The 22,714-nt window shown below is 71.1% G+C and carries 16 protein-coding genes; 14 read left to right on the top strand and 2 right to left on the bottom strand.

All coding sequences use genetic code 11. The features are described from left to right. Positions 1 to 156 precede the first annotated feature (156 nt). The 7 genes from ABT070_RS12750 (at position 157) to ABT070_RS12720 (ending at position 9,231) form a co-directional block, all read left to right on the top strand. Entirely contained in the window at positions 157 to 999 is an 843-nt protein-coding gene (locus ABT070_RS12750; RefSeq protein WP_351758649.1) for a nitrilase-related carbon-nitrogen hydrolase, read from the top strand. Next, positions 996 to 2,279 carry an aspartate aminotransferase family protein gene (locus tag ABT070_RS12745; protein ID WP_351758646.1) on the top strand — a complete coding sequence of 428 codons (1,284 nt, stop codon included), beginning with the start codon at positions 996 to 998 and terminating at the stop codon, positions 2,277 to 2,279. The genes ABT070_RS12750 and ABT070_RS12745 overlap by 4 nt, the downstream gene beginning before the upstream one ends. A 30-nt stretch (positions 2,280 to 2,309) precedes the next feature. Beyond that, a complete protein-coding gene (locus ABT070_RS12740) occupies positions 2,310 to 3,893 on the top strand; it encodes a PucR family transcriptional regulator (protein ID WP_351758643.1) in 1,584 nt (527 codons plus the stop codon). 181 nt (positions 3,894 to 4,074) lie between these two features. After that, positions 4,075 to 4,917, top strand: a complete 843-nt coding sequence (locus tag ABT070_RS12735) for a nitrilase-related carbon-nitrogen hydrolase (RefSeq protein WP_054243088.1) — start codon at positions 4,075 to 4,077, stop codon at positions 4,915 to 4,917. Between the two features lie 124 nt (positions 4,918 to 5,041). Beyond that, positions 5,042 to 6,445: a dihydropyrimidinase gene (gene hydA, locus ABT070_RS12730; RefSeq protein ID WP_351758640.1), complete on the top strand. Its 1,404-nt coding sequence runs from the start codon at positions 5,042 to 5,044 to the stop codon at positions 6,443 to 6,445. 11 nt (positions 6,446 to 6,456) lie between these two features. Continuing rightward, positions 6,457 to 7,476 (top strand): TIGR03842 family LLM class F420-dependent oxidoreductase, encoded by a 1,020-nt coding sequence (locus ABT070_RS12725; protein WP_351758637.1) that lies wholly within the window; start codon positions 6,457 to 6,459, stop codon positions 7,474 to 7,476. A gap of 216 nt (positions 7,477 to 7,692) precedes the next feature. Continuing rightward, positions 7,693 to 9,231: an NCS1 family nucleobase:cation symporter-1 gene (locus ABT070_RS12720; RefSeq protein WP_351758635.1), complete on the top strand. Its 1,539-nt coding sequence runs from the start codon at positions 7,693 to 7,695 to the stop codon at positions 9,229 to 9,231. A 142-nt stretch (positions 9,232 to 9,373) separates the two neighbouring features. Here the strand turns inward: ABT070_RS12720 and ABT070_RS12715 are convergent, their stop codons facing one another. Beyond that, positions 9,374 to 10,042, bottom strand: a complete 669-nt coding sequence (locus ABT070_RS12715; protein ID WP_351758633.1) for a hypothetical protein — start codon at positions 10,040 to 10,042, stop codon at positions 9,374 to 9,376. A 244-nt stretch (positions 10,043 to 10,286) separates the two neighbouring features. Between ABT070_RS12715 and ABT070_RS12710 the strand changes: the two genes are divergently transcribed. From ABT070_RS12710 to ABT070_RS12695, 4 genes are all read left to right on the top strand, one after another. After that, a complete protein-coding gene (locus ABT070_RS12710; protein WP_351758631.1) occupies positions 10,287 to 12,113 on the top strand; it encodes a gamma-glutamyltransferase family protein in 1,827 nt (608 codons plus the stop codon). Between the two features lie 274 nt (positions 12,114 to 12,387). Continuing rightward, positions 12,388 to 13,245 carry an inositol monophosphatase family protein gene (locus tag ABT070_RS12705; protein ID WP_351758629.1) on the top strand — a complete coding sequence of 286 codons (858 nt, stop codon included), beginning with the start codon at positions 12,388 to 12,390 and terminating at the stop codon, positions 13,243 to 13,245. A gap of 278 nt (positions 13,246 to 13,523) precedes the next feature. Then, complete coding sequence (locus tag ABT070_RS12700; protein WP_351758626.1) at positions 13,524 to 14,936, top strand: phytoene desaturase family protein; 1,413 nt, start codon at positions 13,524 to 13,526, stop codon at positions 14,934 to 14,936. A 35-nt stretch (positions 14,937 to 14,971) separates the two neighbouring features. Next, complete coding sequence (locus ABT070_RS12695) at positions 14,972 to 15,481, top strand: O-acetyl-ADP-ribose deacetylase (protein WP_351758623.1); 510 nt, start codon at positions 14,972 to 14,974, stop codon at positions 15,479 to 15,481. A 148-nt stretch (positions 15,482 to 15,629) separates the two neighbouring features. On the opposite strand, the gene ABT070_RS12690 is transcribed toward ABT070_RS12695, so the two are convergent. After that, positions 15,630 to 17,609, bottom strand: coding sequence for a M1 family metallopeptidase (locus ABT070_RS12690; RefSeq protein ID WP_351758621.1), 1,980 nt, complete (start codon positions 17,607 to 17,609; stop codon positions 15,630 to 15,632). A 694-nt stretch (positions 17,610 to 18,303) separates the two neighbouring features. Here ABT070_RS12690 and ABT070_RS12685 point away from each other — a divergent pair. The 3 genes from ABT070_RS12685 (at position 18,304) to ABT070_RS12675 (ending at position 22,006) form a co-directional block, all read left to right on the top strand. Beyond that, complete coding sequence (locus tag ABT070_RS12685; protein WP_351758618.1) at positions 18,304 to 18,666, top strand: MerR family transcriptional regulator; 363 nt, start codon at positions 18,304 to 18,306, stop codon at positions 18,664 to 18,666. Between the two features lie 59 nt (positions 18,667 to 18,725). Continuing rightward, positions 18,726 to 19,529 carry a PAQR family membrane homeostasis protein TrhA gene (trhA, locus tag ABT070_RS12680; protein WP_451101581.1) on the top strand — a complete coding sequence of 268 codons (804 nt, stop codon included), beginning with the start codon at positions 18,726 to 18,728 and terminating at the stop codon, positions 19,527 to 19,529. A gap of 917 nt (positions 19,530 to 20,446) precedes the next feature. After that, entirely contained in the window at positions 20,447 to 22,006 is a 1,560-nt protein-coding gene (locus ABT070_RS12675) for a pectate lyase family protein (protein WP_351758615.1), read from the top strand. Positions 22,007 to 22,714: the final 708 nt, after the last annotated feature.

Below are 22,714 nucleotides of genomic sequence, written 5' to 3'. Positions count from 1 at the left end.
CGCCCCGCGACTCACCCACCGGAGTGTGAAACGCGATCGACTCGGCGGGTTAACGACGATGGTCTTGGCAAGCCCGTCCCGGAGGCTTACGTTCGTCCCTCTACGACCTTCGTCTACGGGCGTAGAGGCTCTGACGTCCCGTCGAAGGAGCAGCTCATGGCCAACGTCGTACGTGCCGCACTCGTCCAGGCCACCTGGACCGGCGACACCGAGTCCATGGTGGCGAAACACGAGGAGCACGCCCGCGAGGCGGCCCGCCGGGGCGCGAAGATCATCGGGTTCCAGGAGGTGTTCAACGCTCCCTACTTCTGTCAGGTCCAGGAGCCGGAGCACTACCGCTGGGCCGAGCCGGTCCCCGACGGGCCGACCGTGCGTCGTATGCAGGAGCTCGCGCGCGAGACGGGCATGGTCGTCGTCGTGCCGGTCTTCGAGGTCGAGCAGTCCGGTTTCTACTACAACACCGCCGCCGTGATCGACGCCGACGGTTCGTATCTCGGCAAGTACCGGAAACACCACATCCCGCAGGTAAAGGGTTTCTGGGAGAAGTACTACTTCAAGCCCGGCAACATCGGCTGGCCCGTCTTCGACACGGCCGTCGGCAAGGTGGGCGTGTACATCTGCTACGACCGGCACTTCCCGGAGGGCTGGCGCCAACTCGGTCTCAACGGCGCCCAGCTGGTCTACAACCCGTCCGCCACCCACCGCGGCCTCTCCGCCCACCTCTGGCAGCTGGAACAGCCCGCGGCAGCGGTCGCCAACGAGTACTTCGTCGCCGCGATCAACCGGGTCGGCGTCGAGGAGTACGGGGACAACGACTTCTACGGGACCTCGTACTTCGTCGACCCGCGCGGCCGGTTCGTCGGCGAGGTCGCCAGCGACAAGGACGAGGAACTCGTGGTCCGCGACCTCGACTTCGACCTGGTCGAGGAGGTCCGGCAGCAGTGGGCCTTCTACCGCGACCGCCGTCCCGACGCCTACGACGGGCTGGTGCAGCCGTGAGCGACCTCCACGCCCGCCACCGCAAGGTCCTGCCGGACTGGCTCGCCCTCTACTACGAGAACCCGCTGGAGATCACCCACGGCGAGGGCCGGCACGTCTGGGACGCCGAGGGCAACAAGTACCTCGACTTCTTCGGCGGCATCCTCACCACCATGACCGCGCACGCGCTGCCCGAGGTCACCAAGGCGGTGAGCGAGCAGGCCGGGCGGATCATCCACTCCTCCACGCTCTATCTCAACCGGCCCATGGTCGACCTCGCCGAGCGCATCGCCCACCTCAGCGGCATCCCCGACGCCCGCGTCTTCTTCACCACCTCGGGCACCGAGGCCAACGACACGGCGCTCCTGCTCGCCACCACCCACCGGCGCAGCAACACCGTCCTGGCGATGCGCAACAGTTACCACGGCCGTTCCTTCAGCGCGGTCGGCATCACCGGCAACCGCGGCTGGTCGCCGACCTCGCTGTCCCCGCTCCAGACGCTCTACGTGCACGGCGGGGTACGCGGACGCGGTCCGTTCGCCGCTCTCTCCGACGCCGAGTTCATCGAGGCCTGCGTCGCGGACCTGAGGGACCTGCTCGGTCACACCCGCCCGCCGGCGGCCCTGATCGCCGAGCCCATCCAGGGGGTCGGCGGGTTCACCTCGCCGCCGGACGGCCTGTACGCGGCATTCCGCGACGTGCTGAACGAGTACGGGATCCTGTGGATCGCCGACGAGGTGCAGACCGGCTGGGGCCGCACCGGCGAGCACTTCTGGGGCTGGCAGGCGCACGGTCGCAGCGGGCCGCCGGACATCGTCACCTTCGCCAAGGGCATCGGCAACGGCACGTCCATCGGCGGTGTCATCGCCCGCTCCGAGATCATGAACTGCCTGGACGCCAACAGCATCTCCACGTTCGGCGGCACCCAGGTCACCATGGCGGCCGGCCTCGCCAACCTCTCCTACCTGCTGGAACACGACCTCCAGGGCAACGCCCGGCGGGTCGGCGGCCTGCTCATCGAGCGGCTGCGGGCCGTCGCCGCCCAGGATCCGGGGGTACGGGAGGTGCGCGGGCGCGGCCTGATGATCGGCGTCGAGCTCACGAAACCCGGCACCGACCGGGCGGACCCGGACCGCGCGGCCGCCGTGCTGGAGGCGGCCCGCGCCGACGGGCTGCTGATCGGCAAGGGCGGCGGCCACGACACCAGCGCCCTGCGCGTCGCCCCGCCGCTGTCCCTGACGGTGGCGGAGGCCGAGGAGGGCGCCGCGATCCTCGAAGGCGCGCTGAGGAGCACGCAGTAGCGCAGGCCTGAGCCAAGGGAACACAACGCAATGACCATCACCCTGGAGCCCTGGGGGCCCGTAGAGCCCCTGGAACCCGCCCTGTCGGTCCGTCAGGTCCTGGCCCTGGAAAGGGTGCTGGCCGGGGAGCCCGAGGTGGTGGCCGGCGCGGGCCAGCTCGACCGGCCGGTGCGCTGGGTGCACGTCGCCGAGGCCGCGGACGTCGGCGTGATGCTCAGCGGCGGCGAGATGGTCCTCACCACCGGAGTGCTGCTCGCCGGTGACGAGAACGCGCAGACCGAGTACATCCAGTCCCTGCACCGCGCGGAGGCCGCGGCCGTGGTGCTGGGGCTGGGACGGGCGTTCCCGGCCCCGCCGGCCGTGATGCGGCGCGCCGCCGAGCGGTGCGGACTGCCGATGGTCGTACTCCACCGCCCCTTCCCCTTCGCCGAGTTGACGGAAGAGGTCCAGTCCCGGCTGGTCCGGCGGAAGTTCGCCGCCGTCAGCCTGTCCGAGGCCGTACGGACCGCCCTCACCGGACTGATCACCGCGGGCGCCCCGTTGCAACTGCTGCTCGACGTGATCGCCCAGCACGCCGCCTGTCCCGTCGTCGTCACCAACCTCGCCCACCGGGTGCTCGCGACGGCGGGGGAGCGGTCGGCGGTCGACGACGTGCTGCGGGACTGGGAACGCATCGCCCGCCAGGCCGGCGGCAGCGAGGGCGACGGCTGGATCCGCGCCGAGCTGGGCGGACGCGGCGAGCGCTGGGGGCAGATCATGCTCTGCGGCCACCGCGGCGACACCGCCGGCGGACGGCTCCTGGCCGACCGGGCCGCCGAGGCCCTCGTCCTGCACCGCATGCTCGGCGGCACCTCCGCCCACACCTGGGAGGAGCAGTCCGCGCAGAGCCTGCTCACCGACCTGATCTCCGGGGTCGTGCCGGCCCGGCAACTGCTGCCCCGGGCCCGGGCGGCCGGGCTCCCCGTCAACCGGCGGACCTTCGTCCCGCTGGTCGTCCGTGACGGCGATCCCGCCCAACTCGAGCGCATGCTCCGCCTGCTGGGGTTGCCCGGGCTGGTCGCCGAGCTCGCCGACGGGGCCACCGCCGTACTGCTCAGTCTCGCCCGCGACCAGGACGCCGGGGCACTCGCCGCGCACTTCGCCGCCCGGCTGCGGACCGAGTCGGGGGAGAGCCGTACGGTCGTCGCGGCGGCCGACCCGCGCACCGTCTGGGACGACGTGCCCGCCGGGCTGCGCGAGGCCCAGCATGTCGCGGACGCCGTGACCGACTCCTCGGCCGCCCTCGACCTCCCGGCCGTCGTCCGCCTCAAGGACGTCCATCTGCGCGGCCTGGTCCGGCTGCTGCGGGACGACCCGCATGTGCAGTCCTTCGCCGAGCGGGAGCTGGACGGGCTGCTGTGCGCGGCCGGGGACGACCTGCTCGCCGTGCTGCGGACCTATCTGGCCACCGGCCGCAACAAGTCCCGCACCGCCCAGCTCCACCATGTCTCCCGGCCCGCGCTGTACCGACGGCTGGAGGCGATAGAGGGGCGGCTGGGCGTGGACCTCGACGACTTCGAACAGGCCGCCTCGGTGCACATCGCGCTTCTCGCGCACGACGCGCAACAGGGCTGACCGCGCACCGCGGGCAACAGCTCCGAAACATGGAACGACCAGGGAAAACGGTGGTGAAACATGGGTCCGGCAAGACGTGACACGGTGGCACGCCGGACGCCCGCAGGCGTGACACCGTGCAACTCAAAGCGGGCTCCCCGGCTTCCTAGGCTCCTCGTACACCGAGCGACCGGAGGTCCCGATGAGCAGAGTGATCCGTGCCGCCGTCTTCCAGACGGCCTGGACCGGCGACAAGGAATCGATGATCCAGGTGCACGAGCAGGCGGTCCGCGACGCGGCCGCGCAGGGTGCTCAGGTCCTGTGTTTCCAGGAGCTGTTCTACGGACCGTACTTCTGCCAGGTCCAGGACCCGCAGTTCTACGAGTACGCCGAGCAGATCCCGGACGGCCCGATCGTCAAGCGTTTCCAGGCGCTCGCCAAGGAGCACGGCATCGTCCTGGTGCTGCCGATGTACGAGGAGGAGCAGCCGGGCGTCCTCTACAACACCGCCGCCGTGATCGACGCCGACGGCTCGTACCTCGGCAAGTACCGCAAGCACCACATCCCGCAGGTAAAGGGTTTCTGGGAGAAGTTCTACTTCCGGCCCGGGAACGTGGGCTGGCCGGTCTTCGAGACGGCCGTCGGCAAGGTGGGCGTCTACATCTGCTACGACCGCCACTTCCCCGAGGGCTGGCGCGCGCTGGGGCTGGAGGGCGCCGAGATCGTCTTCAACCCGTCGGCGACCTCGCGTGGTCTGTCCGCGTACCTGTGGCAGCTGGAGCAGCCGGCGGCGGCCGTCGCCAACGAGTACTTCGTCGGCGCGATCAACCGGGTCGGCGTCGAGGAACTCGGCGACAACGACTTCTACGGGACCTCGTACTTCGTGGACCCGGAGGCCCAGTTCGTCGGCGAGGTGGCGAGCGACAAGGAGAGCGAACTCGTCGTCCGCGACCTCGACATGGCCAAGCTGCGCGAGGTCCGCGACCGCTGGCAGTTCTACCGGGACCGTCGCCCGGAGGCCTACGGCCCGCTGACCGCACCGTAAGACCCGAGGCCCCCGCGTCCCCGTCCGGGACGCGGGGCAGCGCCCGTGGGCGGCTCCGCCGCGGGGCGCGACCGGCCTCGAACGACCCGCATGCCACGACCACAACCCAGCGGAGCGTCCACGTATGAGCACCCGTACCGTCATCCGCGGCGGCCTCGTCGTCACCGCGTCCGACGAGATCCACGCCGACGTCCTGATCGAGGACGGCCGTATCGCCGCCCTCGCCGCCTCCGGTACCACGGCCGCCGGGGCCTGGACCGCCGAGAGGGTCATCGACGCCACCGGGAAGTACGTGATCCCGGGCGGAGTCGACGTCCACACCCACATGGAGCTGCCGTTCGGCGGCACCTTCGCCTCCGACACCTTCGAGACCGGCACCCGGGCGGCCGCCTGGGGCGGCACGACGACCATCGTCGACTTCGCCGTGCAGAGCGTCGGACGCAGCCTGCGCGAGGGGCTGGACGCCTGGCACGCGAAGGCCGAGGGCAACTGCGCCGTCGACTACGGCTTCCACATGATCGTCTCCGACGTGAACCAGGACACGCTGAAGGAGATGGACCTGCTGGTGGAGGAGGGCGTCACCTCCTTCAAGCAGTTCATGGCCTACCCCGGCGTCTTCTACAGCGACGACGGTCAGATCCTGCGCGCCATGCAGCGCTCCGCCGAGAACGGCGGACTGATCATGATGCACGCGGAGAACGGGATCGCCATCGACGTCCTGGTCGAGCAGGCGCTGGCCCGCGGCGAGACGGACCCGAGGTACCACGGCGAGGTCCGCAAGGCCCTCCTCGAGGCCGAGGCCACCCACCGCGCCATCAAACTCGCGCAGGTCGCGGGTGCTCCGCTGTACGTGGTGCACGTATCGGCGATGGAAGCGGTTGCGGAACTGGCCCGGGCGCGCGACGAGGGGCTCAACGTCTTCGGCGAGACCTGTCCGCAGTACCTGTTCCTGTCGACGGACAACCTCGCGGAACCCGATTTCGAGGGCTCGAAGTACGTGTGCTCGACCCCGCTGCGGCCCAAGGAGCACCAGGCCAAGCTGTGGCAGGGCCTGCGGACCAACGACCTCCAGGTCGTCTCCACCGACCACTGCCCCTTCTGCTTCGTGGGCCAGAAGGAGCTCGGCCGGGGCGACTTCTCGAAGATCCCCAACGGTCTGCCGGGGGTCGAGAACCGGATGGACCTGCTGCACCAGGCCGTCGTCGACGGGCACATCAGCCGCCGCCGCTGGATCGAGATCGCCTGCGCCACCCCGGCCCGCATGTTCGGCATGTACCCGAAGAAGGGCACCATCGCGCCGGGCGCCGACGCCGACGTCGTGATCTACGACCCGCACGCCGAGCAGATCATCTCCGCGGACACGCACCACATGAACGTCGACTACTCGGCGTACGAGGGCAAGCGGCTCACCGGCCGCGTCGAGACGGTCCTGTCGCGGGGCGAACTCGTCATCACCGAGCGGGAGTACACCGGACACGCCGGTCACGGCGCCTACACCCCGCGCTCCACCTGTCAGTACCTCAACTAGGAGCAGCGCACATGGACTTCGGACTCGTCCTGCAGACCGACCCGCCGGCCTCGAAGGTCGTCGAGCTGATGAAGCGCGCCGAGGGCAACGGCTTCACGTACGGCTGGACCTTCGACTCCGCCGTGCTCTGGCAGGAACCGTTTGTGATCTACAGCCAGATCCTGGCGAACACCAGCAGGCTGACGGTGGGCCCGATGGTGACCAACCCGGGCACCCGCACCTGGGAGGTCACCGCCTCCACCTTCGCCACCCTCAACGACATGTTCGGCAACCGCACGGTGTGCGGCATCGGCCGCGGCGACTCCGCGATGCGGGTCGCCGGCCGTGCCCCGAACACGCTCGCCCGGATCAGCGAGGCCATGAAGGTCATCAGGGCGCTCGGCTCGGGCCAGGAGGCGGACCTCGGCGGCACGGTCGTCAGGTTCCCGTGGATCAAGGAGGACGCGCAACTTCCCGTCTGGATGGCCGCGTACGGCCCCAAGGCGCTGAAGATGACCGGCGAGGAGGCCGACGGCTTCATCCTCCAGCTCGCCGACCTCTATCTCACCGAGTACATGGTGAAGGCCGTCAAGGACGCCGCCGTCGCCGCCGGCCGTGACCCCGACGAGGTGAAGATCTGCGTCGCCGCACCGGCGTACGTCACCGAGGACGACTCGCCCGAGGCGCTCGCCCACGCGCGTGAGCAGTGCCGCTGGTTCGGCGGGATGGTCGGCAACCATGTCGCCGACCTGGTGTCCAAGTACGGCGAGCACTCCGCCGCCGTACCGGACGAACTCACCGACTACATCAAGTCCCGTGAGGGGTACGACTACTCGCACCACGGGCGGGCCGACAACCCCGACACGGCGTTCGTGCCCGACGAGATCGTCGACCGGTTCTGCGTCATCGGCCCGGTCGAGAAGCACATCGAGAAGCTCGAGGCGCTGCGTGCGCTCGGCGTGGACCAGTTCGCCGTCTACGACATGCACGACGCCCAGGAGGCCACCATCGACGCCTACGGGGCGCGGGTGATCCCGGCCGTCAACGGCTGACCCGCGCGCACGGACCGCCCTACGGCGTCACGGCCGCCCTACGGCGTCACGGCCGCCCTACGGCGTCACGGACCGCCGTAGGGCGTCGGAAAACCATGGAAACCGCTCGACTCCCCATCCCCCCACTCCAGTTCTCCCCTCCTCCGACGTCCCGGAGGAGGGGGCCGGAGCCCGCACGGCCTTTCCGGATCCGCCCCTCGTTTGATTGGCCTGCCCATGACCGACACCGCTCCCACGGCCATACCGCCGACTTCACAAGTCACCCTCGCCGACGGCCGGGTGGAGATCGCCCCTGGTTCGCCGCAGCCCAGCGGCCCCTACGCCAACGAGGACCTGCTTCCGGTCCCCGTGGAGAAGCGCACCTGGACCACGTACAACTTCTCCGCGCTGTGGGTCGGCATGGCCCACAACACGGCGTCGTGGACGCTCGCCTCCGGTCTGATAGCCGTCGGCATGGACTGGAAGCAGGCGGTGCTCACCATCGCCCTGGCCAACGTCATCGTGCTGGTCCCGATGCTGCTCACCGGGCACGCGGGGCCGAAGTACGGGATCCCCTTCCCGGTCTTCGCCCGCGCCTCCTTCGGGGTCCGCGGCGCCAACCTGCCCGCCGTCGTACGGGCGTTGGTGGCCTGCGGCTGGTTCGGCATCCAGACCTGGATCGGCGGCGAGGCGATCTACTTCCTCGCCGGGAAACTGATCGGAAACGGCTGGAGCGACGCCGGTGAGATCGGCGGCTACGCCTGGACGATGTGGCTGTCGTTCGCGATCTTCTGGGCGATCCAGGTCGCGATCATCTACCGGGGCATGGAGACGATCCGCCGCTTCGAGAACTGGGCGGCGCCGTTCGTCCTGGTCGGCGCGCTGGTCATGCTGATCTGGATGAGCAACAAGGCAGGCGGTTTCGGCCCGTTGCTCGACCAGCCGTCCAAGCTCGGCTGGGGCGGCGACTTCTGGAAGCTGTTCTGGCCTTCCCTGATGGGCATGATCGGTTTCTGGTCGACGCTGTCGCTGAACATCCCGGACTTCACGCGGTACGGAAAGTCGCAGAAAGCGCAGACCTGGGGACAGGCGCTCGGTCTGCCGACCACCATGACGCTGTTCGCGCTGCTGTCGGTGATGGTCACCTCCGGTTCGCAGGCCGTGTACGGCGAGACGATCTGGGATCCGGTACAGCTCGCCGCCAAGACGGACAACGTCTTCGGTCTGCTGTTCGCGCTGGTGACCGTGCTGGTGGCGACCCTGTCCGTGAACGTCGCGGCCAACCTGGTCTCGCCGGCCTTCGACTTCTCCAACATCGCGCCCCGGAAGATCAGTTTCCGTACCGGCGCCCTCGCCACCTGTGTACTCGGCGTGCTGATCTTCCCGTGGAAGCTGTACTCCGACCCGCAGGGATACATCTTCACCTGGCTCGGTCTGGTCGGCGGTCTGCTGGGCACGGTCGCCGGCATCCTCATCGCCGACTACTGGATCCTGCGCCGCGGCAAGCTCGACCTGACCGATCTGTACCGCACGGGCGGCCGCTACTGGTACGACGGCGGTTGGAACTGGCGGGCCGTGGTGGCCTTCGTGACCGGCGGAGTGCTCGCCGTCGGCGGCGCCAGCTTCAAGCCGCTGGTCGACGGACGGCCGATCCCGGCGCTGGAATCCCTCGCCGACTACGGCTGGGCGGTCGGGCTCGGCACCTCGATGGTGCTGTATCTGGCCCTGATGCTGCTGCTGCCCCCACGGCAGGAACAGGAACAGGACGCCGTCTGACGGACGGTGCGCGAACGGCCGGAGGAGCGACCGCGCTCCTCCGGCCGTTCGCCCGTCTCGGTCCGTGCGTCGTGCTTTGTGCGGCCAGGTCTGCGCGGCTCGGCCCGTGCGGCTCGGTCTGCGCGAGGTGCGACGGGAGCGCTCAGCTCTTCTTGCCGTTCAGCAGGGCGGCCACCACTTCCTTCGCGGCCTTGATCGCGCCCTTGTTGATCTCGTCGGTGCTGGGCGCCTTCTTCGTCTCGAAGTCGCTGCCGTTGTAGTTGACGACCACCAGCGCGTTGGACACCCGGGCGAAGACGATGCCCTCACGGGTCTGCTGCTTGTCCTCGGTCGTGAGGTTCACCACCGAGTACGCCTCGTCACCGAGCCCCGGGACCGCGCCGCCGCCGCTCTTCTCGCCGGTCCGCTCCTTGTACGAGGTCTGTGCCGCGTCGTCCGACTCCGTGATCTCGAAGGAGATGTCGAGCCACCGGTAGTCGTATCCCTTGAGCGCGTTCCAGGAGCAGGTGCGGCGCAGATCGGTGTCCGTGGACGGGATCTCCTTGCCCGCCGTCTTGGCGGCCGGCACGAGTGCGGTGACCGTCTTCGCGGCGACGCTGGTGCACGGTGCGGGCGCGGCGGCGTACGTCTTGGACACGGCCGTGGAGGAGGGTCCGGACGTCTTCTCGGACTGGGTCTTCTGCGTGTCCTTGGCCGCCGTGTCCTGCTCTTCGGTGAGGGGCCCGGACGACATCGCCCAGCCCGCGCAGGCGAGCACGACCACGGGGGTCAGGCGCGCGGTGAGGGCGAGCGGCAGTGGGAGTGAGCGCACGGCGCACTTTCGTGGGGGACGGTGCGGACGGGGTCCGCAGTGCGGACAGGAGACGCCAGTGTCACACGACTCCCTGTGGGGCGGAAGCGTGAACTCGCTCCGTGGCTGCGCGGTGACGAAGGGGCCCGAACCAACCGGGACATCGCGGTTGTTCATGGGGCACGGGCCAGGGAACGGCGCGGGCGCGCGGCGCCTGGTGCGTACGATCCCGGGAGAGCGGTCGCAGCGCAGTGAGGAGCCCCCCGTGTTCACCACCCGCCCCACCCTCCAGGGAACCTTCGGCATGGTGTCCTCCACCCACTGGCTGGCCTCGCAGTCGGCCATGGCCGTCCTGGAGGGCGGCGGCAACGCCTACGACGCGGCCGTCGCCGGCGCCTTCGTGCTGCACGTCGTCGAACCGCATCTCAACGGGCCCGCGGGGGAGGTCCCCATCCTGCTCGCCCCGGCCGGCGGCGAGGTGCGCGTGCTGTGCGGGCAGGGAGTGGCGCCGGCGGGCGCGACGGTCGCCCACTACCGGGCACTCGGCCTGGACCTCGTCCCCGGCACCGGACCGCTGGCCGCGGCCGTGCCCGGCGCGTTCGACGCCTGGATGCTCCTGCTGCGCGACCACGGCACCAAGTCCCTCGACGACGTACTGAAGTACGCCGTCGGATACGCCGAACACGGGCACGCGCCCGTGGAGAACGTCGGCGCGACCGTCGAGACCGTACGGGGGCTGTTCGAGACGGAGTGGACCTCGTCGGCGGAGGTGTACCTGCCGGACGGGAGGCCGCCGCGCCCCGGCGCGCTGCTGCGCAACCCCGCCCTCGCCGCCACCTGGAGGAGACTGCTCGCCGAGACCGCCGGGGCGGGCGACCGGGAGGCGCGGATCGAGGCCGCGCGAGCGGTGTGGCGGACCGGGTTCGTCGCCGAGGCCCTCGTCCGGCAGGCCGCGCGGCCCACCATGGACACCAGCGGGGAGCGCCACGCCGGCACGCTCACGGCCGCCGATCTCGCGGCCTGGTCCGCGTCCTACGAGGCACCGGCGACGTACGACCGGAACGGCTGGACGGTGTGCAAGGCCGGCCCCTGGAGCCAGGGCCCGGTCCTGCTCCAGCAGCTCGCCCTGCTCCCGCCCGAGCTGCCCGCGTACGGCTCCGCCGACTACGTCCACCTCCTGATCGAGGGCTGCAAGCTCGCCATGGCCGACCGTGAGGCCTGGTACGGCGACGCGGCCGAGGTCCCGCTGGGCGAGCTGCTCGACGCCGGTTACAACGCGGACCGGCGCCGGCTGATCGGCGACAAGGCGTCGTACGAGCTGCGGCCCGGCAGCCCCGGCGGGCGTGTCCCGCGGCTGAGCAGGCACGCGTACGTGGTCACCGGCGACGACCCCGCCTTCGGCTCCCTGGGCGCCGGCGAGCCGACGGTCGCCAAGAACACGACGTACCCCGTCCCGGGCGAACCGGAGGTCGGCGCGGACGGGGTCACCCGGGGGGACACCTGCCACCTCGACGTCGTCGACCGCTGGGGCAACATGGTCGCCGCCACGCCCAGCGGAGGCTGGCTGCAGTCCAACCCGGTCGTGCCCGAGCTGGGCTTCCCGCTCGGCACCCGGCTCCAGATGACCTGGCTGGAGGAGGGCCTGCCGAACTCGCTGACGCCCGGCCGCCGCCCCCGCACCACCCTCACCCCCTCGATCGCGCTGCGCGACGGGGTGCCGGTGCTGGCGTTCGGCACCCCCGGCGGGGACCAGCAGGACCAGTGGCAGCTGCACTTCCTGCTGGCCGTCGCGCTCCGCCCGCGGGTGCGCGGCGGTCTCGACCTCCAGGGCGCGATCGACGCTCCGAACTGGCACAACGACGCCTTCCCCGGTTCCTTCTATCCGCGCGGCATGCGGCCGGGCAGCGTCACCGTGGAGTCCCGGATGCCGTCCGGGGTGGTGGAGGAGCTGCGCCGACGCGGCCATGACGTGACCCTCGGCGACCCGTGGTCCGAGGGCCGGCTGTGCGCGGTCGCCCGCGACCCGGAGACCGGGATCCTGCTCGCCGCCGCGAACCCGCGCGGGATGCAGGGATACGCGGTGGGCCGCTGACGCGGATGCGGCACGGGTCGGCGGCGCGGGTCTCCGGCCCGGGTCTCCGGCGCGCGTGCGGGGCGGATCGCCGAGACGCGCGTGCGGGGGCGGGTCGGCGGCACGGGTGCGCGGAGCGCGGCTTACGCGGCTGAGCGGAGGGCGGCGGATGCGGGTGCGCGGAGCGCGGCTTACGCGGGTGAGCGGAGGGACGCGTTCCCGTTCTTCATCCCGATTCCACCCGGGATGCACCGGGCAGGTGGGGATTGTCAGTGGGGCGTGCTCTCATGGAGGCATGATCGTAGACACGGAAACCATCGACGAGTTTCTCGCCCGCCACTCGGCCGACGTGGAGGAGGCGGTCCGCAAGGCCGCCGCGGCCGAGATCATGCCCCGCTTCCGGCAGCTCGGCGCGCACGAGGTCGACCAGAAGAGCGGACCCCACGACCTGGTGACGGACGCCGACCGCAATGCCGAGCTGTACCTCACACGGGCCCTGGGCGCTCTCCTGCCCGGCTCCGTCGTCGTCGGCGAGGAGGCCGTGCACGCCAACCCGGCCACGTACGGGGCGATACAGGGCGACGCGCCGGTCTGGATCGTCGACCCGGTCGACGGGACACGGCAGTTCGTGCACGGCGACGACGGCTTCTGCACCCTGGTCGCGCTCGTCCGGCACGGCGTCCTGCTCGCCTCCTGGACCTACGCTCCCGCCCGCGACCAGCTGGCCACGGCCGTCCGCGGCGGCGGCGCCTTCCTGGACGGGGAGCGACTGTTCGCCGGTCCGCCCGAGCCGGGCCGCGACCTCGAGGTGGCCACGTCCCACCCCGATTACACGACCGACGAGCAGAAGCGTGCCCTGCTGGGTGTGTGGACGGACGGCGTCGCACCGCGCGCGTGCGGATCGGCCGGGCTGGAGTATCTCGCCATAGCCCGGGGCGAGTTGGACGCCACGGCGTTCTCCTGGGAGGCGGCCTGGGACCATGCGGCCGGCCTGCTGCTGGTCGAGGAGGCGGGCGGTGCCCATCTCACTCTCGACGGCGGGCCGTTCCGCGTCACGGGCGGCAACTCCCTGCCGTTCACGGCGGCCCGGGACGCGGCGACGGCCCGCCGCGTGGCGGGACTGCTGTCGGGCGTCGGGCCGGACCCGAGGTGAGGCGGGCCGGGGAGATTCCGGCGCGGCGATCTCGACGGGACTGACGCCGCTCCGGCCGGGCGCGAGCCGGACCCTGCCGCGTCGGGAGACCCTGGGCCGCGTCCGGGACCTGTACGCAGAGCCCTGCGGACGCCCTCCCGGGACGGTTCGATCGTGGCATTCGGGGATGTTTCGAGGGCCCCGTGCCGCAGGTGTTGTCGTACCCCCGGCATATCCTGCTTGTGGGGGCCACCGGTCTACGGAGGTCACCGGCTGACGAAGGGGTCGAAGTGCCGTCGATGCTCGATGCGGTCGTGGTGGGAGCGGGGCCCAACGGGCTGACCGCGGCGGTGGAGCTGGCCAGGCGTGGCTTCTCCGTGGCGATCTTCGAAGCGCGGGACACCGTGGGCGGGGGAGCACGCACCGAGGAACTCACGCTGCCGGGATTCCACCACGACCCGTGCTCCGCCGCGCACCCCCTCGGCATCAACTCACCCGCGTTCCGCGCGCTGCCCCTGGAGCGCTACGGCCTGGAGTGGCTGCACGCCGAGCTCCCCATGGCCCACCCCTTCCCCGACGGCAGTGCCGCGGTGCTGTCGAGGTCGGTCGCCGAGACGGCCGCCTCCTTCGGGCCGCGTGACGCGGGCACGTACCGCCGGCTGGTCGAGCCCTTCCTGCCCAAGTGGGACACCCTGGCCCGCGACTTCATGTCACTGCCGCTGACCGCGCTCCCGCGCGACCCGGTCACCCTGGCCCGGTTCGGCCTCGTCGGCCTGCCCCCGTCCAGCTGGCTGATCCGCCGCTTCCGCGACGAACGGGCCAGGACGTTCTTCGCCGGACTCGTCGGGCATGTCATGGCCCCGCTGAGCGGCTTCGCCACCGGCGCCATCGGCCTGGTCTTCGCCCTCGCCGCGCACGCCCGCGGCTGGCCGGTGGCCCGCGGCGGCTCCCAGTCCATCTCGGACGCCCTCGCCGCCTACCTCAAGGATCTCGGCGGCAGTATCCACACCGACTACGAGGTCAAGCGCCTCGACGACCTGCCCCCGGCCCGCGCCTACATCTTCGACACCTCGCCCACCGCGCTCGGCCGCATCGCCGGCTTCGGCAACTACTACGAGGGATACCGGTACGGACCCGGCGTCTTCAAGATCGATTACGCGCTCGACGGTCCGGTCCCGTGGACCGCGAAGGAGGCCCGCGCCGCCGGCACCGTACAGATCGGCGCGGACAGCGCGGAGATCGGCGCCGCCCTCAGAGCGGTCTCCCGGGAGGACCGGGCGCCCGACCGGCCCTTCATGATCACGGTGCAGCCCGGTGTCGTCGACCCCGGCCGGGCCCCGGCCGGCCGGCACGTCTTCTGGGCCTACGGCCATGTGCCCAGCGGCTGGACCGGCGATCTCACCGACGCCATGGAACGCCAACTGGAGCGCTTCGCACCGGGGTTCCGCGACCGGGTCCTCGCCCGTGCCACCGCGGGCCCCGCCGAACTCGCCGCCCGCAACGCCAACTACGTGGGCGGGGACATCGCCTCCGGAGCGGTCTCCGGACTCCAGATCCTGCTGCGTCCCAAGCTGACGCCGTTCCCGTACGCCACTCCGCACCCGGCCGTCTTCATCTGCTCCTCGGCCACCCCACCCGGACCCGGCGTGCACGGGATGTCGGGCCACAACGCGGCGAAGGCCGTATGGCGCAGGCTGCGGCAACAAAGCTGAGCGGACGGCCGGTTCCCGTTGGTATACACACCGTCATGACCACGATCACCATCGTCCAGGGCGACATCACCCGGCAGTCCGTGGACGCCATCGTCAACGCGGCCAACTCCTCGCTGCTCGGCGGCGGTGGCGTCGACGGTGCCATCCACCGCCGGGGCGGCCCCGAGATCCTCGCCGACTGCCGTCGGCTGCGCGCCTCCCACTACGGCAAGGGCCTGGCCACCGGCCGGGCGGTCGCCACGACCGCGGGGGAACTGGACGCGCGCTGGGTGATCCACACCGTGGGCCCCGTGTACCAGGCCTCCGGCAGCGACCCCTCCCTGCTGGCCTCCTGCTACCGCGCGTCGCTGGAGGTCGCGGACGAGCTGGGCGCGCGTACCGTCGCGTTCCCGGCCGTCTCGACCGGGGTGTACGGCTGGCCGATGGCGGATGCCGCCCGTATCGCGGTCGAGGCGGTGCGCACGGCGCGGACGGCGGTCGAAGAGGTGCGGTTCGTGCTCTTCGACGACAAGGCGTACCAGGTGTTCGCCGAGCTGATCCACTGACCGGACCGCGAGGGGCGACGACCGGCACCGGCTCCGGGGGTGACGCCGTCCGGCGTCACCCCCGGAGCCGGTGGGCGTTGGGCGTTGGGCGTTGGGCGTTGGGCGTTGGGCGTTGGGCGTTGGGCGATCGACGGTGGCCCGAGCCGGGTCAGCCCTCGATGCGGTGGGTGGTCCAGAACGACGTCAGGTCCGTGGTCGTGGCGGCCTGGGCGGCCGCCTTGAACTCGGCCGTGGTGGAGACGCCGTACCAGTGCGAAGTGGCGTAGTCCTTCAGCAGCTTGGCCATCGCGGTGTCGCCGATGAGCCGCCGCAGGTCGTGCAGGGCGCACTTGCCGTAGCCGTAGACGACGGTGGAGTACCGGGAGGAGTGCGTGTCCCAGTAGGCCATCGAGTTGGTGATCTTCTCCGCCGACGAGGCCCATGAGACGCTGCTCCAGCAGCTGGTGCCCGTCTTGCCCAGCGCCAGGTCGGTGGCGTAGTCGGTGAACGACTCGTCCAGCCAGGGGCTGTTGTACTCGTCGTCGCCGACGATCCCGTACCACCACTGGTGGCCGATCTCATGGGTCAGCGCCGTGGTGCTGACCAGGTCGAGGACGAAGCCGGGGTACTCCATGCCGCCGAACCAGAAGTTGTTGTCGATGACGGCGTCCAACTCGCCGTACGGGTAGGCGCCGAAGCGGGAGGCGTGCGCGTCCACGGCGGTCTTGGCGGTGGTGAGCATCGACTGCGCGTTGGCCGAACTGATGCCGGTGACGGAGTAGACGTTGATCGGTGTCCCGGCGGTCGAGGCGCCGGAGATCTTGCTGAACGGGCCGGCCGCCCAAGCGAAGTCGCGGACCTTGGTGGCGGTGGCCGTGGTGACGGTGCGGCCGCTGCTGCCGGCAACGTCGACCGAGGCGCCGGTGGCCGGCACCAGGAGCGTGGTCGGGTGGTCGAGGGTCACCCTGAAGTCCGCGGCCAGCGAGTAGAACGACTCGCCGTTGTTCGTGTACGGGTCCAGGTGCCAGCCCGTCCCGTCCTTCACCGCCAGCAGGGGCAGCGCGTTGCCGATGAAGCTGAACGCCCCGTCGTAGCCGAACCGGTCGGCGCCGCTGGGCACGGTGATACCCAGATCGAAGCCGATCGTGGCGCTCTGCCCCTGGGCCAGGGGACTGGCGAGCGTGATCTGGAGGGCCGTGCAGCCCACGGAGAGGGCGCCCGCCGTGCCGCCGGTGACGTTGCTGACCGCGATCGGCATCGAGGTGCAGGTGCCGTGGTAGTTGTCCCAGAGCCGCAGGTACACCTCACTGAGCGCGGTCGAGGAGGCGTTGGTGAAGGTCGCGCTCTCGTGCCCGGTCCAGACCGTGCCGGCCGTGTTGCTGGTCAGGCTGACGGTGTACGACGGCGCCGCCGGGGTGCGCGTGGAGTCGGCGGGCGGAGCGGTGTCGCCGGAGGTGTTGAGCGCGAGGTCGTCGAGGACGAAGCTCGACTGGAGGCTGGAGTCCTCGGTGCCGGTGAAGGCGAGGCTCACGGTCTGGCCCGCGAACGCCGACACGTCGAACGACTTCTGCACGTAGCCGGTGTTCTTGTCGAGGTTCGAGTACGTGGCCAGCGTCGTCGTGCCGATCTTGGCCGTCAGCTTGTCGTACGCGGTGGACGAGGTCGTCTCGGCCGTGTCGATGTGCAGCCAGAACGTGAGGGTGGCGGCGGCGCACCCGGACGGGATCGTGACGCTCTGCGAAAGGGTGTCGGTGTGGGTGCTGCCCACGCCGTCCAGCCAGGCGAAGGCGGTGCCGCCGTGCGCGCTCTGCCCGGTGCGGCTGGTGATCACGCTGGTCGAGGACTGGGTCCACGGCGAGACGCCGCTCTCGAAGCCACCGTTGGTGACCACCTGGGCCGGTGTGCAGGCGTCGGCCGCGGCAGCCGCCTTTGCGGGCGCGACAGCCGCGCTGCCGGGCGCTGCGACGCTCGTGGAGGCGATTCCGTCCGCTGCGACGGCTGTCGCGGGGGCGGCGGTCCCGGGCGCCGTCGCGACCGGGGCGGCCCGCTCCGGCGCGGCTGCCGCGGGTGTGGCGGGGAGCGAGACGGCGGCCAGCGCGGCGAGGGTGAGCGCGCTCGTGGCGAAGGCCTTGCGGGGGGTGGGTCTCACACGTGGCTCCTTTGCGGCGGCCGGGTTTCCGGCCTGCTCGGTGGCTGTCCCCGACGGCGTGGGTGTGCCGGAGGGCGGTGCGCGACGGCTGCCGGAAGCCTGACAGATTTGACGCGGCCATGCCATCAGGCTTTGGCAAAGGGTCCCGCCGCAACCGGACGCAACGCCCCCGCTCACGGCCCTGGAGTCCCGCACTCACAGCCCTGAAGCCTCCGACCCGCGACCCTGGAGTCCCGGCTCTCGCAGCCCTGAAGTCTCCGGCTCGCGACCCTGGAGTCCCGGCTCTCGCGATCCTGGAGTCCCGGGCTCTCGCGATCCTGGAGTCCCGGGCTCTCGCGATCCTGGAGTCCCGTACTCGCAGTCGGGACGGCGACGGCGCAGGCGGCGTTCGAGGTGCAGGGCAGGCACTCGGCGGAGCGGCGCTCCACGGTCGTTCCTCACCGCACCGAGCCCGAAAAGCCGGAGAGGCAGGAGGGTCCGGCGGACGCGAACTGTCGGGCGGCGGTACCGCAGTTGCAGTGCGCAGGACGGTGCGGCGGTGGAGTTCCGGAGCCAGAGCGGTTGCAGGCGGGTCGGGTGTGCGGTGGCAGAAGGCCGGCACGGGAGCGGGGCCGGCGGATGGTGTAGTAGTTCTTTCGGGCCTTGGCGCCGTACGGTGCCAAGGCTCCTCTCCGCGTTCCATGAAGAGGTGCAGGTGACAGCAGGCGATTGTTTCGGCCGTCTCGACGACGACGGCTGTTCCGCTGACCCGATGGGCTGCCGGGCCGCGGAGATGCTCGGTGCCACGCAGGGCTTCCCGCGTGCCATCGGCACGGCCCGCCGCACTAGCTTGCCGCGGTCCGGGGGCGGACAGCGCCCCTACCCCTACCCCTACCCCTACCCCTACTGCTCCCGCTACCGGCCGCGGATCGCCGCCCGCGCCCGCGAACTCGTCGGCCACAACACGCCCGTCGAGGCCGCCTGCCGCATCGTCATCCTCGAGGACCGGCTCGAAGAAGCCCGGCGCGTCGACGCCGAACACCGCCGCGCCCCCTCCCGGCACACAGTCGACACCTGAACCACAGGTTCCAACGACGCGCCGGGCCGCCCCCACCGCCGACTTCAGAATAAGAGCGCATGATCGCCGAAGACGCCCAACCGCCGGTACCCGGACGGGATCCCCAGCCCGCCCCCGACGCCACACTCGACGCCCTGCGCCCCCCGGCGACCGACGCACCCCCCGGCCCGACCGGTCGGCGGACCGCCGGGCGGACTGTCGCCGGCCTGGAAAGCGGGGTGGAGCGCGCGGCGGCTGTGCTGAAGCCGAAGATGCGTGGCTGGCTGCACGCCGGCGTGTTCCCCCTGGCGCTGGCCGGCGGCATCGTCCTGATCGTCGTCTCGCGCTCGGCAGCCGCGGTGGCGGCCTGCACGGTGTACGCGCTGTCGGCCAGCCTGCTGTTCGGCACCAGCGCGGTCTACCACCGCGGAACGTGGGGCCCGCGCGGGGAGGCGGTCCTGCGGCGGCTGGACCACGCGAACATCTTCCTGATCATCGCGGGCACCTACACCCCGTTGGCGGTGTTGCTGCTGCCCGAGAGCCGGCAGCGAGTGCTGCTGGCCGTGGTGTGGGCGGGCGCGCTGGCCGGCATCGCCTTCCGCATCCTGTGGATCGGGGCTCCGAGGTGGCTGTACACGCCGTGCTACATCGCCCTGGGCTGGGTGGCCGTCTTCAACCTGCCCGACTTCGCACGCGCCGGCGGCACCGCGGTCGTCGTACTCGTCATCGTCGGCGGTCTGCTCTACACGGCGGGTGCGGTCGTCTACGGACTCAAACGCCCCGACCCCTCACCTGCCTGGTTCGGCTTCCACGAGGTCTTCCACGCCCTGACCATCGCCGCCTTCACCGCGCAGTACACGGCCATCCTCCTGGCAGTCGCCTGACGACACCGACGGCCGGCCACCCTGCACCACGCCCGCTGGAGTTCACGTACATGAACCCCGGACTGTGCGGGACACCGGGGCCGGGTCTCCCGCCGTGCGGAGGGTGTTCCTGTCGTGCAGGGGATGCTTCCGTCGTGCAGGGGCGGATGTCTGACCAGTCGATCAGCGTTCACATACTTGTCAGCCGGTAGTGGCCGCCCTATCCTCACGGGGAGAAAGCGCTTTCCCGGCACCTGCTGACCGTGCCGGAGAAAGCGGCCCGCGGTATCGGCCGTGGGTCAGCCCGCGTGCCGCAACCGATCCGGCGCAAGGCTGACCAGGGCTGACCGCACCGAGAATGTCGACGCGCCAGGATTCCGGGATGCGCTCCGGGGGCGCGGACGCATCGCGCTCGTCGCCGTGGCCGCGGTGGCGGGCACCCGTATCAGGGGTCGGCCGGGACCTGTACGGCCCCGTTCCCCCGGCCGTCCCGCCCTCAGTGGTGCCTTCGTCCGCATCGCCTGGCAGGCATGCGCCTCGACGGCCTGGCGCCGACCGCGTCACCCGCACGCGCGGCGGTCGCACCGCTGGCACCCCTGGCACCAACAGCACCACAGATGCCAAAGGCGCCACTGACACCAAAGGCACCACGGACACCACCGGCACCACGGACACCACCGGCACCGCTGACACCACAGGCGTCACGGGCGCCACGGCACAACAGGTACCGCGGCGGTGCTGCCGTCGCCACATCAACGGCACCGTCCCTTCCGGCCCGCGACGAGAACGGCATGCGGATCGGACGGGCAGGGGCCTGCTTCGGCACATATATGGCATGGACATGGCATGGGTGCGCGCCCTCGACGGCCCTCGGCCCTCGAATCCCGCACGGACGTGCGCGGCACCCCCGGTACGCGATGACGAAAGACGAGGCGAGGATGAGAAAGCCAGTCGCTCTGCGACTCTCCGCGGCACTCGGCACGCTGGCCCTGGCGGCGGCGACAGGCGTGGTCCTGGGTATGCCCACGGCGTCGGCGGCCGCCGCCGGCGCGACCGGGTTCGCCACTCAGAACGGCGGCACCACCGGCGGCGCCGGCGGGACGACGGTCAAGGCCACCACGGGCACCCAGATCCACGAGGCCCTGTGCGGCCGGGCCAGTACCAGCACCCCGATCACCATCCAGGTCGAGGGGACGGTCACCGTCGGCAACACCGCGAAGGTGTCGGGCGCCGGCTGCAACACCGCCGCCGGCGTGATCGAGCTGAAGGGCATCAGCAACGTCACCCTCGTCGGCGTCGGCGGCGGAGCCGTTTTCGACCAGATCGGCATCCATATCCGCCAGTCCAGCAACGTCATCGTCCAGAACGTGACCGTCCAGAACGTGAAGAAGTCGGGCTCGCCCACCTCCAACGGCGGTGACGCCATCGGCATGGAGTCCGACGTCCACAACGTCTGGGTCGACCACGCCACGCTGATCGCCTCGGGCGGTGAGTCGGAGGGCTTCGACGGCCTGTTCGACATGAAGGACAGCACCCAGTACGTGACCCTGTCCTACAGCATCCTGCGCAACTCCGGCCGTGGCGGTCTCGTCGGCTCCAGCGACAGCGACCTCGCCAACGGGCCGGTCACCTTCCACCACAACCGTTACGAGAACATCGACTCCCGTACGCCCCTGCTGCGCGGCGCCACCGCCCACGTCTACAACAACTACTACGTCAGCCTGAACGAATCGGGCATCAACCCCCGGGCCGGCGGCAAGGCCAAGGTCGACAACAACTACTTCAAGGACTCCAAGGACGTCCTCGGCACCTTCTACACCGACCTGCCCGGATACTGGCAGGTCAGCGGAAACATCTTCGACAACGTGACCTGGTCGGAGCCGGGTGAGGACAACAACCCCGCCGGGCCGAACCCGACGTCGAACACGACCGTCAGCATTCCCTACGCCTACACCCTCGACGCCGCCTCCTGCGTGCCGTCGATCGTGACCGCGACGGCGGGCGCCAACAACGGCCTGAAGGTGTCGGACGGCAACTGCGCGGCGACGACGCCCACCGCGACGGCCACGTCGACCTCCACCGCCACGCCGACCGCCACCGCCTCGCCGACGGCCACCGCGACGTCGACGCCCTCCGGGACCAACCTGAGCATCGGCGCCGACTCCGACGGTTCCAGCAAGGCGTCCGGCACCAGCTACGGCAACGTCCGCGACGGCGACACGAGCACCTACTGGTCGCCGAGCGGCTCGACTGGTTCCATCTCGATCAAGTGGGGCTCGGCGACCACCGTCTCCAAGATCAACATCAGGGAGGCCTCCGGCGCCACCGGCAACATCGGTTCCTGGCGGCTGCTCAACGCCGACACCGGGGCGGTGCTGACCTCGGGCAGCGGAGCGGGAACCATCTCCTTCACGTCCACCTCCCTGAAGAAGGTCACCTTCGAGATCACGGGCTCGACCGCCACCCCGAGGGTGGCCGAGTTCGAGACCTACGCCTAGGAGCTGCCGAGGAGCCGCCCGGTCCGTCATGGGCCTTCGCTCGACCGGCTCGTTCTCTCGGGCACGGCACGGGAGAGCACGGTGATCCGCCGGACGCGGAGCGGGAACGGCCGGGACCGTTCCCGCCCGTGGGCAACGGCCTGTGCGGGCGGTGGCGCGAGCCCCGCCCGCATAGGCCGTCGCGGCAGGACCTGACCGCCGGCGCGGCGCGGCGGGGGAGATCGCCCCCGCACTGAACCCCGGCCGGAACCAGCCCCCCTCATGGGCCGACCCCCTCATGCGCCGACCCCCTCATGGGCCGCCCCCCTAGCGGGCCGCCCCCCTCATGGGCCGGCCCTCCACGGGCCGCGCCCCTATGGACGCTGACGCGCTCCCCGCATGGACGCGGCCCCCGCCTCGCGTGGATGCGGCCCCCGCCTCGCGCGGACGCGGCCCCCTCCCTGCTAGGACGCGGCCCGCCCACGGACGAGGCCCCCACGGACGAGGCCCCCCGCGGACGCCGAACGTGTCCGTTCGCGGCTCCGGGTAGCCTGCCCACCTGCGGCGGCAGCGGCTCGCTCACATCCGCCCGCCCCCCGGTGTGCGCCGGGCTTAACTCCCGGCGGCCGGTCCGGGAGACACCTGTGTAATGCACGGTTCGTACCGTCGCAGAGGCTTGCAAAGGCTCTCACCAGGCTGATCGTCAGAAGGAAAGGGGCGCCCGTGGCC

The organism is Streptomyces sp. NPDC002884, assembly GCF_040295245.1.
In the GTDB taxonomy this organism is placed as follows: Bacteria; Actinomycetota; Actinomycetes; order Streptomycetales; family Streptomycetaceae; genus Streptomyces.
This window is presented reverse-complemented; position numbering and strand designations above follow the sequence as displayed.

Excerpts from the sequence above, each read along its gene's own strand:
- ABT070_RS12750 (WP_351758649.1), top strand. The coding sequence starts at position 157 with ATGGCCAACGTCGTACGTGCCGCACTCGTCCAGGCCACCTGGACCGGC.
- ABT070_RS12740 (WP_351758643.1), top strand. The coding sequence starts at position 2,310 with ATGACCATCACCCTGGAGCCCTGGGGGCCCGTAGAGCCCCTGGAACCC.
- ABT070_RS12735 (WP_054243088.1), top strand. The coding sequence starts at position 4,075 with ATGAGCAGAGTGATCCGTGCCGCCGTCTTCCAGACGGCCTGGACCGGC.
- hydA (WP_351758640.1), top strand. The coding sequence starts at position 5,042 with ATGAGCACCCGTACCGTCATCCGCGGCGGCCTCGTCGTCACCGCGTCC.
- ABT070_RS12725 (WP_351758637.1), top strand. The coding sequence starts at position 6,457 with ATGGACTTCGGACTCGTCCTGCAGACCGACCCGCCGGCCTCGAAGGTC.
- ABT070_RS12720 (WP_351758635.1), top strand. The coding sequence starts at position 7,693 with ATGACCGACACCGCTCCCACGGCCATACCGCCGACTTCACAAGTCACC.
- ABT070_RS12705 (WP_351758629.1), top strand. The coding sequence starts at position 12,388 with ATGATCGTAGACACGGAAACCATCGACGAGTTTCTCGCCCGCCACTCG.
- ABT070_RS12700 (WP_351758626.1), top strand. The coding sequence starts at position 13,524 with ATGCTCGATGCGGTCGTGGTGGGAGCGGGGCCCAACGGGCTGACCGCG.
- ABT070_RS12695 (WP_351758623.1), top strand. The coding sequence starts at position 14,972 with ATGACCACGATCACCATCGTCCAGGGCGACATCACCCGGCAGTCCGTG.
- trhA (WP_451101581.1), top strand. The coding sequence starts at position 18,726 with ATGATCGCCGAAGACGCCCAACCGCCGGTACCCGGACGGGATCCCCAG.
- ABT070_RS12675 (WP_351758615.1), top strand. The coding sequence starts at position 20,447 with ATGAGAAAGCCAGTCGCTCTGCGACTCTCCGCGGCACTCGGCACGCTG.